Source organism: Henriciella pelagia (genome assembly GCF_002088945.1).
In the GTDB taxonomy this organism is placed as follows: Bacteria; Pseudomonadota; Alphaproteobacteria; order Caulobacterales; family Hyphomonadaceae; genus Henriciella; species Henriciella pelagia.
Genome location: NZ_NCSU01000006.1, coordinates 114,707 through 128,331 on the forward strand (window position 1 = coordinate 114,707; position 13,625 = coordinate 128,331).

Below are 13,625 nucleotides of genomic sequence, written 5' to 3' on the forward strand. Positions count from 1 at the left end.
TACAGCCCCTCAACTCAAATCAACTTGAACGCCCACTCCGCCGCGATTTGGTTTCTGCTTCGTTACGCTCTGCAGCTTCGTCTGCAGATTGCGCGGAAAAATCTTCGTTTCGACGTCGTAACAAGTTTTTCGTGTGCTTGTGGACAGATTTGTGGGAGAGCAGTGGAAATTCTCTGGATGACCTGTGAAAACAGGCTCTAGACGTCGAGCTTCAACTGTCCATTCGGGCCTTCCGGCGGACAGAACAGGTCTGTGCGAAGACGTGACCGCGGCGTGTCCAGGCGAAGCCGGCGCGCCGCCTTCTGGAAGCGCTGTGCAATGAGGCGGGCATGAGGCCCCTGGCCGCGGCCGCGTTCGAACCAGTTCGAATCATAATCCTGGCCGCCGCGCATGGCCCGCAGGAGGTTGATGATGCGCGCCGCCCGGTCCGGATAATGCTCGGCCAGCCATTCATGGAAAATGTCCTTCAGTTCGAAGGGCAGGCGGAGCAGTACATATCCGGCGCTCCTCGCACCATTGTCGGCGGCGGCCTCCAGCAGCGGTTCGATCTCGTGCTCATTCAGAGCAGGAATGATCGGAGCGGTCATGACGATCACTTCAATGCCCGCATCCGCCAGCGCCCGGACCGTCTGCAGCCGCTTGTACGGCGCGGCCGCTCTCGGCTCCATCCGGCGCGACAGACGCGGATCAAGCGTCGTGATTGATACGCCGACCCGCGCAATGCCCTTGGCGGCCATGGGCGCAATGATGTCGATATCGCGCTGGATGAGTGCAGACTTGGTAAGCAGGGTGACCGGGTGATTGTGCGCTGACAGGATTTCCAGAAATGTCCGCGTCAGTTTCAACTGTCGTTCGACGGGCTGGTAGGCATCAGTATTCATGCCCAGCGCGATCGGTTTGGGCACATAGGATGGCCGTGAGAGCTCCCGGCGCAACAGGTCCGGCCCGCCAGGCTTGAAGAAGATCCTGCTTTCGAAATCGAGGCCCGCAGACAGGCCGTGAAACGCATGCGTCGGCCTGGCGAAACAGTACACGCAGCCATGCTCGCAGCCGCGATAGGGGTTGATCGTCCGGTCGAATGAAATGTCAGGCGAGCGGTTATAGGTAATGATGGTCTTCGCGACTTCCCGGGTGAGGGTCGTCTTGAGCCGTGCCGCCTCATCATCGATCGTTCCCCAGCCATCATCGAAGGCCGCATGGGTCTCGTGCTCGAAACGGCCCGCCTGGTTTGAAATGGCGCCGCGCCCCCTTTGCTCGAACCGCTCGCCAGCGGCGGCGACATCAATCAGGGTCACGCGGCCTTTCTTCGAAAGTTTTTGTGTCTGCCGCATGAAAGGAGCAAATCACGAGAGCCAGAACAAAACAAGAACAATTATGCCAAATCTGTGGATTTCTGCGTTCGCCCAACCAGGCCAGGTGGGTCTCAGATTTTGCGGGTGTTGAAGGATTTCAGCATCTGCCGCAGATGCGCGGGCAGGCTGCTGGGCAGGTAGAGATCGAGTTCTTCAGATGCCGTCAGCCCGTTTGGCAACGTCCCGGCCTCGGATTCCAGGGCCAGCAGCGACATGGGTGTATTCTCAAAAATCCGGCGCGTGGACTTTTCCCGAAGGATGGTCACGACATGACTGTGGCGCGCGTCAACGCAGATCCGGTCATAGACCTCGGACACGGCAGCCTCGGGGCCTTCCAGAATCTGAAGAAAATTCGGTCCATTGAACAGCAACGTCCCCGTCACATCCGATTCGCCATTGTTCCGGATGGCGGATTCGAGGATATCCTGCAGGTCTGGGGAGGAGACAGCACTGTGCGCTGTGCTGACATAGGCAAGTCGGTACATTATCATCCTTAAAGATTTCAGCCGACTTGGCGGCATCTCGATTTTGGCGTCGATAACTTAGATCAACATGTCTGATCAGCGGAAGCCCCGTCGCTGTTTTTTATATCTTTTCCAGTCCTCGGCGATGTCAATGTCGATGAGTTGCGGCAGCAAAGTCACACGGGCGTGTTCAGGAAGGTTGGACCAGACATCTTCCATGGCGTGCGGAGTGGACCAGCGGACCCCCTTGAACACTTCAGGGGATTTCAGACGCTGGCTGAGCCCCAGCAGCCAGAAGCCGCCATCGTCTGCCGGGCCGAAGACAAGCCCATTCCGTCGCAGCGAAGTGGCCGCCCGGCGAAGATGCAGATGCGACATGTCCGGTGCATCCGCCCCGACAAAGATGACCGGTCCGACCGGGGCCTCAAGCATGGCGCGAGTCAGCCTGTCGCCGAGATGGCCATGGCCCTGCGGATACTTCGCGATGTTCGGTGGCCATAGCCCGCCAAGCGTGTCCCCGACAGCAAGGGCCGGTTCGACATAGAGCCGCGTATCCCAGGCCGTGTCGCGCGCCGCCCGCATGGTTCGCGCCAGTGTGAAGCGTGCAATCCGTCTCGCTTCGGATCGGCCCAGCCCGTCCGCCAATCGCGTCTTTGAAAGGCCGATACGAGGCGGTTTGGCAAATATGATAAGGGTCGGTCTGGTCATAATCAGGACAAGAAACACGCTGAATGTTACAAGGGATCAACAATCGAGGTGGGATTTAGATCATGAAAAAAATCAGGCAATTCTGCATTCTGCCGCTTGCACTGGTTTCTGTGTCGGCCTGTTTCCTGACGGAGACGTCGCTCATTGATGCGGGCCAGGCGGTGCTTCCTATGGATGGCGACATGGTGGTCTGCCTGCGGGACGAGGATCCGTGTCTTGACCTCAAGCGCCAGGCGGATGGCTATTTCGCTCAGTCGCCTGACGACCCCGCCGACACAATCACATTGCGGTTCACACCCCTGACGCAGTCGGCCGGCAAGCAGGTTTTCCTTGCCGAAGCAGAACTGACCGAAGACGAAGAGACCGGCTTTACCTACGGTCTGGCCCGGCGCTTCAGCACGCCAAATGACCGGGGCGCGACGCTGGAGATTGCCCCACTCGACTGCGAAGACGCTGATGAAGACATGCTCAGCCAGTTTGAAGCAGAGGGCGGGACTGTCGAAGTCGGCAAGATCACGTCCTGCGCGCCTGTTTCCCTGACGCAGATGAAGGGCCTCGTCCTCACCATGCACGGCAAAGATATCGCGAAGGATGCATGGTGGGTTGAGCGGGCAAACGAGTTCTAGGGATATCTGCCCCGGCGTCACACACACACGTGCTGCCACTCGGAAGGAGCGGGCCAATCTCGCAAGTTTCAATCTGACGGACAGGTCCGTTCGAGCAGGGCGTTAAGATCGAAATCGCGCGTACGCCAGTTTCGGGTGTCGCAATAGAAGGTTCCGGAGCGATCATAAGGCGCACCGTGATCGTCGCATCTGGTCAGCCGTTTATCGCATTCGACAATTTCGGGGCATCCCCAGGGTTCGCAATTCTGATAGTCGGTAACCTTGGCGCAGGTGATGACGTGCTTTCGGGTTTCTGCACGACAGGCCGCCACCTTGGCAGAAACCCCATGCGATCCTGCACCGGGCGGAGGTGTAGAGCGCGAAATTTCAGGCCGCCAGAGCGTATCCGTGCTTTCCACGTCAAAGTCTCGGACCTTGCAGAGCGACAATATCCTGTCCTCCAGGTATTCAGGCGTGAGGATCTTGCCGCCCGTTGGCGTGTCGCGGCAGAGGGTGAGAATGCGGACATCCTGGGGAGTGCCGTTCTGCTTCGCTCGGTCAATTTCCCTATTATAATCGAACACTTCAGGTTCGGTCGCGGGCAGGCCGTTTTGACGCCCAGGCGAAGCTGTTTCCTTCGGCTTTCGCAGTGCGGCTTTCAATTCTGCAGCAGCCTCAGGTGAGACATCTGCAATAATGCCTCCATCATCTCGTGGGGTCACCACCGCTTCGGGCATCTTGTCAGATGTCGATGGGTCTTGCCGGGGCGAGTCCGCGAGCGACGTGAATGCAAGGCCAGTCGACAGACACACGGACACGCCGCACACTGCAAGGATTGTCGCGATTGTCTTCAAGCTTTGTCCTCGTCATCCTTCGCAGCGGCAGGTTGAAACAGACTAGCACTATTTCATGACGTGACGAAAACACTGACAAAGGAAATCCCGCAACTGCGTCCTAGCGATATTTTGCTGCCAGCTTCTGCGGGCTCGCACCGAGCAGGTAGCGAGAAATCAGCATTGCATTGTGCCAGCTGCGCTTGCGCCAGCCGTCGCGCTCATATTTGGCGGCCGACGTTCTCGCTTCCGCCGACAGGATCGATATCCGCGACTTGCCGATTTTCTGGACGATGCGCACATCCTCCATCAGTGGCAGGTCTTCATAGCCGCCGACTTCATCATAGAGTGCCCGTGGCAGGAGCAGGCCCTGGTCGCCATAGGGCAGGCCGAGCCATCTGGCCCGGCGGTTGGCTCTCGCAGCGATGCGCTTCGCCATCGGATGGTCTGACCGGTAGGCCAGGGTAAGGACAGCTGCCTTGTCTGGTCGCTCCGACAGATGATCCAGGACGCGCTCGGGCCAATCTCGAGAGAGTGCGGTGTCTGCGTGCAGGAAGAACAGCCAGTCGCCGCGCGCTATTTCAGCGCCCGCGATAAGCTGTTTTGCGCGACCTTTTTCGCCCCTGATGAACGCCGCGCCGCTGCCCTCGGCGATCGCGGGCGTCGCATCTTCAGAGCCGCCATCCGATACGATGAGCTCGCGGATCAGGCCGGCCTCAAGGCCAGGCATCAGCGCATCAAGACAAAGCGGCAGGTCCGAGGCGGCATTCAGGGTCGGAATTATGATTGAGACCGGGGCAGGCATTGGATCGCTCATAAAGCAAATGTAGCGGGCGTCGAGGTGCGCGAAACTGTCGGGAACGCGCTCGCCATCTCGGCGTTCTGGAAGCGTAACAACTTTTCAGGAGTACGCCGAACATGTCCACTATCTACGAAACCCTCAAGCAGGATCACGACCGCCACCGCCAGCTCCTGGCGTCGATTGCGGACACGAGCGGCGATTCAGAAGAGCGCCGCGAGCTGTGGGACAAGTTCTTCCACGATGTCAGCGCCCATGCCGCTGCCGAGGAGGAGACCTTCTATTCGAAACTGATCTCGACTGAAGACGGACAGCCTGAAGGTCGTCACTCCGTTGCCGAGCACAAGGAGATTGACGACATGATCGAGGAATTGAACGAAATCGAGTTTTCCAGCCCCGCCTGGCTCGCCAAGTTCAAGGAAATGCGTGACCGCTACGAGCACCATATTGACGAGGAAGAAGAAGACATCTTCCCCGTCGCCCAAGAAAATATCGGCAAGGATGGAACCGGAAAGATCGGTTCGGCGTTTGAGAAACGTAAGGAAGCTGAACTCGAGCTTGTTGAAGAAAAAGCCGAGGAAAAGCTTGAAGAGTAGATTGAGTTAGGACGTGGAGCCGGACTGCACATCCGCCAGACCGTCTTAAGTCCAGGGCGAGCAAAGTTCCCCCTCCTTTGCCGCCCCCATCAGAAGCCCGGTGCGTTACCTCCCCCTCCTCAGCGCACCGGGCTTTTTTGTGGATTTTTGCGGCGGAGCTAGCGCTTCAAGCCTGAAGTGTGGAAAATAGTGACTTCACTGAGTTCACGGTTGGCGGGCCAGTAACCTTGTGACGAATACCCCACAGGCCGCGGACCAGTTTGCTGAGCGAGCAGCCGCTCGACGACCTGAGGACTCCAAACCCTGCGCAAGTTCATACCCCCTTCTTCTGAATCGGAGGAATGAGCTACGCATCGCCGGGAGTGGTTTGACCGTCATGTCGAAACCGACACCGTGCCCGGCGAGCCCGCCTCCTCTCGCCAATACGGGTTCCGGCTTACAGAAGATTTTGCGGTCGTGGTTTCGATTGTTCCGAATGAACTGGGGATGCCGGAAGTCGAATGGACGCCGCTCAGACGTCTCAGGGATCGAGATCGGGGCGGGGATATTTACGCTCCGGGTACTGGCCAGCTCAGCGTTGAGGATGCCCAGCGGCTACCCGTCCTTCTGGCCGCGACCCTTGAGCATGACATTGAAAACATGTCGCGGCCTGCCCATTCTTATATTCCGGCCCGCCCTACACTGATGAAGATTTACGAGAGGCCGAGAGGCTTGGCCACCTCCACCTTTATCGCGGAATGCTGTCGCGTGCCGCAGCCGAAGGATACGAGTATCATGAAACGGATGAAGGTCAGTTCTATATCCTCCGAGACGGGGCAACCATCCACAGGTCAAGAGGCGTCATCCCGTCAGGCACGGCCCCAGACGCTCCGGGAGGGAGCGACGCTGGAACGCCAGACACAGACGCCTTCATCGCGCGCATCCGGTCCCGTGAACCACTTACCCGGCCTGACCGAAGAGATGGCGCAGGAGATACTGGACAGAATGGACGACTAGATCAGTCCCAGCCCGTCTTCTTCTCGGCCCTCCAGCGCTTTGTGGAGGACGCCCAGCAGCCCAAGGCTCCCGCTGATCAATGGAAGGCCATATCGTGGGACCGCCAGCGACTTCACTGAGTTCACGGTTGGCGGGCCAGTAACCTTTAAATCATCTGCCGGCGACGTTGAAGTGTTTGTGCCGATTACCCCACAGTCCGCGGACCAGTTTGCTGAGCGAGCAGCCGCTCGACGACCTGAGGACTCCAAATCCTGCGCAAGTTCATACCCCCTACTTCTGAATCGGGGGAATGAGCGAAGCGCCTCGCAGTTCGAGCTGGTTCAGGATTACCAGGTGTGACAGCGGATGATCTCCGGACATTTCTTAGTCACCTTCGTGAAAAGGGATATAGAAGCGTGACTATTTCTGCGAAGGCGACGGCATAAGGATCAGGCAAGTGATTCGAGCTTGGCCTGAATCTGCAACAGGTCCCGCCAGGCCCGGCTCTTTTCCTCCGGGCGGCGCAGCAGGAAGGCCGGGTGGAACATCGGGAACATCGGCGCTTCAAAACCGCTTGGCGTTTTCAGCACCTGTTCGGTGCCGCGTAGCTTCATGATGCCGTCGCGCGTCTGGAGCAGTGATTTTGCGGCCACGCCGCCGGCAACGATGACCAGCTTCGGTGCGCCAAGCTCCACCATCCGGTCCACAAAGGGCCGGCACAGCTCCAGCTCTTCATCAGACGGGTTCCTGTTCCCAGGAGGCCGCCAGTAATTCACATTGGTGATGAAGGTGTTCTCGGTCCGCGACAGGTTGATCGCCGCCAGCATCTTGTCGAGCAATTGTCCGGCGCGGCCCACGAATGGCAGGCCTTTCACATCCTCTTCTGCACCCGGGCCCTCACCGATCACCATGACGGGCGCGCCCTGAACACCGTCAAAGCAGACCGTATTGCGCGCCGCCTCTTTCAGGATGCAGCCGTCAAAGCCCTCTATGGCCGCTTTCAGCGCGTCGAGGCTGTCGGCCTTTCTGGCCAGTTGTCTCGCATCATTGACCCAGTCTTCATGTGTCTTGGCGCGCTTCAGCCGTCGCGGTTTCGGCGCTTCATCATCCGCAGGAGCAGCCACCGTGCGCGATTCGGCTGCCTTCTTCAGCGCCCGCATTTCGACCTCGTCCACCTCCACGCCCATATCGCCCCACCACTCCTGGAGGGCTTTTAACGCAAGGGAAGATGCAGGCTGGGACATTGAGACCCTTTGGAATTCAGTTAAATCGAATGTAGACCGGGTGCGGAACATGTATAGGGCAGGCTGTCACGCGCCGCCACAGCTGGGAGTTTTTAGATGAGTGAAGCCGTAGAACGCGAATCAATGGAGTTCGATCTGGTGATCGTCGGCGGAGGCCCTGCCGGTCTTGCCGCTGCCATTCGCGCCAAGCAACTGGCCAATGAAGCCGGTGACGAACTGGAAGTCGTCGTGCTGGAAAAGGGCGGCGAAATCGGCGCTCATATTCTCTCCGGCCTGGTGCTCGACCCGAAGGCGCTCGACGAGCTCATTCCCGACTGGCGCACACGTGACAACAAGCCGATCTACACAGAAGTCACCAAGGACAAGTACAAGCTTCTTGGTCCGAACGGTTCGATGGGCATGCCAACCTTTGGCTTCCCACCCTTCATGCACAATCACGGCTGCTTCATCGGCTCGCTTGCAAATGTCTGCCGCTGGCTGGGCGAAGAAGCCGAAAATCTCGGCATCAACGTGTTTCCCGGCTTTGCCGCCTCTGAGATCGTCTATGGCGACGGCGGTGAAGTCAAAGGCGTGATCGCTGGCGTGATGGGCCTTGCGGCTGACGGATCGAAAAAGTCCGAATTCGAGCCAGGCATGGAGCTTCTCGGCAAATACGTCCTCTTCGCAGAAGGTGCGCGCGGCTCGCTGACCAAGCAGCTCAAGGTCAAGTATGACCTGGAAGCCGATAGCGACCCGCAGAAATACGGCATCGGCCTGAAGGAAGTCTGGTCCGTTCCTGCCGATCACCCGAATTTCGAGGCGGGCTATGTCCAGCACACATTCGGCTGGCCGGTGAAGGACAAGGACGGCAATGGCGGCGGCTTTCTCTACCACTTCTCCGAAGGCGGCGAGAATTACGTCTCCGTCGGCTATGTGGTTCACCTGAACTACAAGAACCCGTGGCTGTCTCCGTACCAGGAGTTCCAGCGCTACAAGCACCATGACGAGATCAGGAAATTTCTCGAGGGCGGCAAGCGCGTCGCCTATGGAGCCCGGGCGATCACTTCGGGTGGTGTTCAGTCCGTGCCGAAACTTGCCTTCCCGGGCGGCGCTCTCATTGGCTGCTCGGCCGGTTTCGTGAACCTGCCGCGCATCAAGGGCACGCACAATGCCATGAAGACCGGCATGCTCGCCGCCGAGGCTGCGGTGGCCGCAATCAAGGATGGCCGCCAGAGCGATACGCTGGGTGCCTATGAAGAGGCCTATGAAAACAGCTGGGTCAAAACCGACCTTGGCCGTGTGCGCAACGTGAAGCCTCTGATGAGCCGCTTCGGAACCATGGTCGGTGCCGTGCTCGGCATGCCGGACATGTGGCTGCGCTATCTCTTCGGTTTCGGCTACCTGCCGACGCTGAAGCACAAGAAGCCGGACTATGCCTATCTGAAACCGGCCAAGGATTGCGCGAAGATCGAGTATCCGAAACCCGACGGCAAGCTCAGCTTCGACAAGCTGACCAATGTCTCCTTCACCAACACCAACCATGCAGAGGACCAGCCGGTCCACCTGATCGTGAAGGATACGGAGCTGCAGCTGAAGTCCGAACATGACGTGTTCGCGGGCCCGTCCGAGCGCTATTGCCCGGCCGGTGTCTATGAGTGGGTCGAGGAAGACGGCAAGGAGCCCCGCTTCCAGATCAACTCGCAGAACTGCATTCACTGCAAGACGTGCGACATCAAGGATCCGAACCAGAACATCAACTGGGTCACGCCGGAAGGTGGCGGCGGTCCGGCCTATCCGAACATGTAGGCAGGCCGCTTCGCCCGCTGGCGGGGAGAGGCAATGCAGACCTTTGAATTCAAGCCGGCCCTGATGCGGGGACGTGATAACTGGACTCTGGACAGTGGTCTGGTGACGCACAATGGCGAACCGTTCTGTTCCCTGGAGCGCGTCACCGCGCTGCGCTATGCCGAGATGAGCGTGAAGCACACCCATTCGGAGTGGTTCGAGCTCACCGTGCCCGGGCGGGTGCACCGCGTCTCCTGCAACATGCCGGCGGGCGATGACAGCAACCGGCAGTTTCGCGCCCTTTGCGCCGCGGTGCTGACGGATCTCGCCGAGCGCAAGCCAGGCCTGCAGGTAACGATTGGTGCCGGCGGTGCCATTCGCTGGGCCATGTTCATCATAGGCGCGGTCGCGGCTGTGTTTGGCCTGATCGTGCTGGCCAGTATTGCTTTCGACGCAGTCCGCGACGCGAAAGTCGGCTTCGCGCTTCTCTTCAGTCTCGGCTTTGTCGCCTTTGGCGCCTGGCTCGCCTGGTCCTACAGGCCGTGGGCGCCGCCGCTCCTCCTACCGGTCAGCCTGGCCAGGGACCTCTTGTCCCGCCTGTCGGTGAATGAACAGCCAGCCACTGGTGAAGAGGGCGGCAAAAACCCAGAACAGGATAAAGGGTAGCGCGCCGCCGCCAACCGCGCCGACGGCTGCGGCGATCCCGCATGCGGCGCTCAGGCCCCACCACACCATCGCCACTTCGATATGGCTCCAGCCCGCCTTGATCAGCGACTGGTAGGCATGATCGCGGTGCGCCGTGAAGAGGGGCTGGCCCCTGTGGGTGCGGGACACAAGCGTCAGCAGCACGTCGATCAGTAAGGGCAGGGCGAGTGTTGCAATGGTCCAAACCGGCAGGCCCGAGATAAGACCGAATGTGGCGAAGATCGCTCCAACCCCGAAAGCGCCTGCGTCGCCGGCATAGAGCTCACCGCGCAGATTGTGGATCAGGAAACCGCCAATAGTTGCAATGATACAGGCGAGGCCCATCGGAAACCCGCCCCGCCCGGACAGCATCAGGCTGAGGCCGAGGCCCGCCAGCATGAAGGCGAGCGATCCAAGTGACAGCCCATTGCTGCCATCCATGAAGTTCGAAGCGTTGATGAAAACGAGAAGCCAGGTGGCCGATCCGGCAATCAGGATGGCTGGCAGCGTCACTGTTCCAAATGGCGAGGCAAGCTCCGTCGCAGCTATGCCGAGGAGTGGGGCAGCAACACAAAGCGCAAGGAGGAGGGCGAGCTTCACAACCGGATTAAGGTCGAAAACATCGTCCGCCGCGCCGACAGCGCCGAACAGGAAGGTAAGGCCGAGCGCGAACCAGACGTCAGGAACGCGGCCCGGCAGCCAGTCCCCCCCCAGCCAGAGTGGTGACAGGGTGTGGACCGCCCCCGCGACCAGCATCACCAGTGCCACCGCTGCCAGGATGCCAACACCGCCCAGCCTGGGTATGGGCCGATCCTGGAGTTTACGCTGGCCATCCGGCGCATCGACGACGCCTGTCCGCTTTGTGGCCTCGCAGAGGATATAGGAGGCGAAGAAGCTGAGCCCGACGAGTGCGATGGAAACGAGAATGGTCATGTCTGCGCATGGCCATTGAGCAGAGTCGCCTTCACCCACCAGTGCGGCTGGCTGGCCTGCAGGGCTTTTTCTGCCGCCTTTGCCTCGCGCAGGCTTGAGAAAAGCGCAAAGCATGACGCGCCTGAACCGGACATGCGCGCAAGCCGGTTGCCGGGAAGGGCGCGCAGCCGCTCAAGGACCGCGCCAATGGTCGGGACGAGATTGATCGCAGCCGCTTCAAGGTCATTGCGGGTTTCACCGGAGAGAAATGCCGAGATGCTTTCGACAGTATCGAAATCCGGCATGTCCGTCAGCCTGAAGCCGTCTCCGCCGCCGGCCTTGTCATAGGCGTTGAAGACAGCGCCGGTCGGGCAGGGCACGCCGGGATTGACCAGAATGGCAGGCAGGGCAGGCAGGGCATTTGCCGGTTCAAGCCGCTCGCCTTCACCGCGCATATAGCTGGTGGCCGAACGAAGGCTGACCGGTACATCGCCGCCAAGCCCCCGCGCAATGGTTAGCGCCACTGGAGCGGTGAGCGTTCCCATCTGGATGAGCGTGCGAAGCATTGCGCCGGCATCTGCCGATCCGCCACCCAGGCCGGCCGCAACCGGAATGGATTTGTGCAGGGTTAAGGAAAGGGGCGGAATGGTGAGGCCCTTTGCTTCGCAGGCCGAGATGGCGCGAAGGACGAGGTTTTCAGGGGACGACAATTCGAGACTCGCAAACGGGCCCTTCAGGCTCAGCGACAATTCGCTCGCACGGCGTGCTTCCAGCCTGTCTGCGGCTTCGGCGCCTGCAAAGACGACAAGGGAATCGAGATCGTGCCGACCGTTTGGCTTCACCCGGTCAACGTGCAGGAACAGATTGACCTTCGCGGGGGCCAGCATCAGGGAAGGTGCGCCTGCGCGCCGACAAGGGGTGGGCCTGTCAGGATCTTGCGCTGCACGACGTCGATTTCGCGCTTGTCCTCCAGCAGGGAAATTGTCCGCTGCCATTGATAGCGCGCTTCCAGCTTGCGGCCTGCCATCCAGTAGGCATCGCCAAGATGTTCATTGATCTCAGCCAGGCCTGGTTCCAGTTCGACCGCGCGTTCGAGATAGGAGATGGCCTCCTCATAGCGGCCAATCTTGTAATAGGCCCAGCCGAGACTGTCGGTGATCGCCCCGCTGCCCGGCCGCAGGGAAAGCGCCATGCGGATGAGCTCAAGTCCTTCTTCGAGGTTGATGCCCCGATCGACCCAGCTATAGCCGAGATAATTCAGCACGTCCGGCGAGGTTGCGTTGAGCCCCTTGGCCGTCTTGAGGTCCGCCTCGGCCAGGGGCCAGGACCCCATCTCTTCGTGGATGGCACCGCGCGCAAAATAGAGACGCCAGTCCGGCGATTTTCTTGCCTTGTCGTCTTCGATCAGCTCGTCGAAGACCGTCAGCGCTTCTCCGTTGCGGTCAAGCGCACGCAGGAGATCCGCCATCTGTATCTTGAGGTCGCGGCCGGGGTCGCCACCGAGCGTCGTCCGGACCAGTTCATAGGCCTTCGCATTCTGCTGGTCACGGCGCAGCGCCCAGGCCAGCTGTCCCCGCGCCGTGGAGTAATAGGGTGAGCTCACAGGAATCGTCTGCAGCATGTTGATCGACTCTTCGCTGCGACCGGCCTGGTCGAGCGCGTCGGCCCAGAGGGCCTTGGCCGCGTCAAGGTCAGGATCAAGGCGCAGGGCAATCGAATAATAGACGCCCGGAAGATCATTCTGCGACTGAGCGCCGAGCGCGGCTGCGGGCACGTAGACCGAAAGGGCGGCACCCTCACGCACGCTGAGACGGTGCACTGCGGGCACAGCGCCGGCCTGCAGGTCTTCGATCAGTTGTGTGATGACGGGGTTATGGCCCGCGCTACTCCTGAACCGGTCCAGCACATCAATGGCTTTCTCCACATCGCCCTGGCTGGCGAGCTGCCGCGCATATGTGTCAGCGGCCGTCGCTGTGAGCGCGCCATTCTTGTCAATCCGGCTGAAGGTTTTGAGCGCGGCTTCGTCATCGCCCATCGCCGTTTCCATAAGGCCGAGCAGGTTCATCACGATCGTGTCCAGATAGGGATCGCCCTGGGACGCCGAGAGCAGTTTCAGCTGCGCATCACCGGGCTTGCCCTGGTCGAGCAGGGCCCAGGCCTCGAGCGAGGTCATGATCAGGCTGTTGAACAGGCCTGGATCACTGCCCTCCAGAATTCTAGAGAGCCGGTCGCCATGTCCGCTGATCAGCGCCTGCGCCGCCAGGGTCAGTCGCGGCAGGCTGGTTTCTTGCAGCGTTTCAGCGCTCGCCTTGTTCGAGATTGAAAGCGCGAGCGGAAAATTATTGGCAAGAAGCGCCGAGAAGACAGCACGCTCCATGATCGACTGGTCATGCGGGCTCGACCGCGCGACCAGCGCATATTTTCTCGCCGCCTGTCCGGGGTCATTGATCAGCGATGCGTACCGCGCGACGAGAAACTGGCTGTAGTCTTCTGCGATTGCATTGGTTTCCGCATCCGCGCGCGCAATGGCGAGTCGCTGGTTTAGCGAAGCGTTAGACGTGTCCACGCTGGAGCAAGCCGCCAGGCCGGCAAGCGCGAGAACTGAGAGACTGACCCTGAGCATATCAGTTTTGTTGATGGTCGAAACCGGAGAAGAACGCAATTTCTTCGCTCACATTTCTTGAGTTTC

The 13,625-nt window shown here is 60.1% G+C and carries 13 protein-coding genes; 4 read left to right on the top strand and 9 right to left on the bottom strand.

All coding sequences use genetic code 11. The features are described from left to right. Positions 1-197: 197 nt before the first annotated feature. The 3 genes from B8746_RS01725 to B8746_RS01735 all read right to left on the bottom strand — a co-directional run bounded on the left by B8746_RS01725 (position 198) and on the right by B8746_RS01735 (position 2,524). Positions 198-1,331, bottom strand: coding sequence for a PA0069 family radical SAM protein (locus B8746_RS01725; RefSeq protein ID WP_084391503.1), 1,134 nt, complete (start codon positions 1,329-1,331; stop codon positions 198-200). A gap of 92 nt (positions 1,332-1,423) precedes the next feature. Beyond that, the gene (locus B8746_RS01730; RefSeq protein ID WP_158084506.1) at positions 1,424-1,837 is read right to left on the bottom strand and encodes a BLUF domain-containing protein; all 414 of its coding nucleotides are present in this window, start codon (positions 1,835-1,837) and stop codon (positions 1,424-1,426) included. 75 nt (positions 1,838-1,912) lie between these two features. Next, entirely contained in the window at positions 1,913-2,524 is a 612-nt protein-coding gene (locus B8746_RS01735) for a TIGR04282 family arsenosugar biosynthesis glycosyltransferase (RefSeq protein WP_084391505.1), read from the bottom strand. A 62-nt stretch (positions 2,525-2,586) separates the two neighbouring features. Between B8746_RS01735 and B8746_RS01740 the strand changes: the two genes are divergently transcribed. Then, positions 2,587-3,150, top strand: a complete 564-nt coding sequence (locus tag B8746_RS01740; RefSeq protein WP_084391506.1) for a hypothetical protein — start codon at positions 2,587-2,589, stop codon at positions 3,148-3,150. A 68-nt stretch (positions 3,151-3,218) separates the two neighbouring features. Here the strand turns inward: B8746_RS01740 and B8746_RS01745 are convergent, their stop codons facing one another. Continuing rightward, positions 3,219-3,983 carry a hypothetical protein gene (locus B8746_RS01745; RefSeq protein WP_084391507.1) on the bottom strand — a complete coding sequence of 255 codons (765 nt, stop codon included), beginning with the start codon at positions 3,981-3,983 and terminating at the stop codon, positions 3,219-3,221. Between the two features lie 100 nt (positions 3,984-4,083). Further along, positions 4,084-4,767: a TIGR04283 family arsenosugar biosynthesis glycosyltransferase gene (locus B8746_RS01750; protein WP_084391508.1), complete on the bottom strand. Its 684-nt coding sequence runs from the start codon at positions 4,765-4,767 to the stop codon at positions 4,084-4,086. Between the two features lie 113 nt (positions 4,768-4,880). Between B8746_RS01750 and B8746_RS01755 the strand changes: the two genes are divergently transcribed. Then, complete coding sequence (locus tag B8746_RS01755) at positions 4,881-5,357, top strand: hemerythrin domain-containing protein (RefSeq protein ID WP_084391509.1); 477 nt, start codon at positions 4,881-4,883, stop codon at positions 5,355-5,357. Positions 5,358-6,781: 1,424 nt separating this feature from the next. Here the strand turns inward: B8746_RS01755 and B8746_RS01765 are convergent. Then, positions 6,782-7,576 (bottom strand): uracil-DNA glycosylase, encoded by a 795-nt coding sequence (locus B8746_RS01765; RefSeq protein ID WP_084391511.1) that lies wholly within the window; start codon positions 7,574-7,576, stop codon positions 6,782-6,784. Between the two features lie 96 nt (positions 7,577-7,672). Between B8746_RS01765 and B8746_RS01770 the strand changes: the two genes are divergently transcribed. Together B8746_RS01770 and B8746_RS01775 are read left to right on the top strand one after the other, a co-directional pair. Next, complete coding sequence (locus B8746_RS01770; protein WP_084391512.1) at positions 7,673-9,361, top strand: electron transfer flavoprotein-ubiquinone oxidoreductase; 1,689 nt, start codon at positions 7,673-7,675, stop codon at positions 9,359-9,361. 33 nt (positions 9,362-9,394) lie between these two features. Continuing rightward, entirely contained in the window at positions 9,395-10,006 is a 612-nt protein-coding gene (locus tag B8746_RS01775) for a hypothetical protein (protein WP_084391513.1), read from the top strand. On the opposite strand, the gene B8746_RS01780 is transcribed toward B8746_RS01775, so the two are convergent. The 3 genes from B8746_RS01780 to B8746_RS01790 are packed head-to-tail and all read right to left on the bottom strand — an operon-like array spanning position 9,902 to position 13,559. Then, positions 9,902-10,957: a glycosyltransferase family 4 protein gene (locus tag B8746_RS01780; protein WP_158084507.1), complete on the bottom strand. Its 1,056-nt coding sequence runs from the start codon at positions 10,955-10,957 to the stop codon at positions 9,902-9,904. The genes B8746_RS01775 and B8746_RS01780 overlap by 105 nt on opposite strands. Then, positions 10,954-11,823, bottom strand: a complete 870-nt coding sequence (locus B8746_RS01785; RefSeq protein WP_158084508.1) for a 4-(cytidine 5'-diphospho)-2-C-methyl-D-erythritol kinase — start codon at positions 11,821-11,823, stop codon at positions 10,954-10,956. The genes B8746_RS01780 and B8746_RS01785 overlap by 4 nt, the downstream gene beginning before the upstream one ends. Beyond that, entirely contained in the window at positions 11,823-13,559 is a 1,737-nt protein-coding gene (locus tag B8746_RS01790; protein WP_084391516.1) for a tetratricopeptide repeat protein, read from the bottom strand. Before B8746_RS01790 ends, B8746_RS01785 begins: the two co-directional genes overlap by 1 nt. Between the last annotated feature and the right edge of the window lie 66 nt (positions 13,560-13,625).

What these genes read in the sequence shown, in the direction of transcription:
- B8746_RS01725 (WP_084391503.1), bottom strand. Translation starts at nt 1,331, where the DNA reads ATGCGGCAGACACAAAAACTTTCGAAGAAAGGCCGCGTGACCCTGATT.
- B8746_RS01730 (WP_158084506.1), bottom strand. Translation starts at nt 1,837, where the DNA reads ATGTACCGACTTGCCTATGTCAGCACAGCGCACAGTGCTGTCTCCTCC.
- B8746_RS01735 (WP_084391505.1), bottom strand. Translation starts at nt 2,524, where the DNA reads ATGACCAGACCGACCCTTATCATATTTGCCAAACCGCCTCGTATCGGC.
- B8746_RS01740 (WP_084391506.1), top strand. Translation starts at nt 2,587, where the DNA reads ATGAAAAAAATCAGGCAATTCTGCATTCTGCCGCTTGCACTGGTTTCT.
- B8746_RS01750 (WP_084391508.1), bottom strand. Translation starts at nt 4,767, where the DNA reads ATGCCTGCCCCGGTCTCAATCATAATTCCGACCCTGAATGCCGCCTCG.
- B8746_RS01755 (WP_084391509.1), top strand. Translation starts at nt 4,881, where the DNA reads ATGTCCACTATCTACGAAACCCTCAAGCAGGATCACGACCGCCACCGC.
- B8746_RS01765 (WP_084391511.1), bottom strand. Translation starts at nt 7,576, where the DNA reads ATGTCCCAGCCTGCATCTTCCCTTGCGTTAAAAGCCCTCCAGGAGTGG.
- B8746_RS01770 (WP_084391512.1), top strand. Translation starts at nt 7,673, where the DNA reads ATGAGTGAAGCCGTAGAACGCGAATCAATGGAGTTCGATCTGGTGATC.
- B8746_RS01775 (WP_084391513.1), top strand. Translation starts at nt 9,395, where the DNA reads ATGCAGACCTTTGAATTCAAGCCGGCCCTGATGCGGGGACGTGATAAC.
- B8746_RS01780 (WP_158084507.1), bottom strand. Translation starts at nt 10,957, where the DNA reads ATGACCATTCTCGTTTCCATCGCACTCGTCGGGCTCAGCTTCTTCGCC.
- B8746_RS01785 (WP_158084508.1), bottom strand. Translation starts at nt 11,823, where the DNA reads ATGCTGGCCCCCGCGAAGGTCAATCTGTTCCTGCACGTTGACCGGGTG.
- B8746_RS01790 (WP_084391516.1), bottom strand. Translation starts at nt 13,559, where the DNA reads ATGCTCAGGGTCAGTCTCTCAGTTCTCGCGCTTGCCGGCCTGGCGGCT.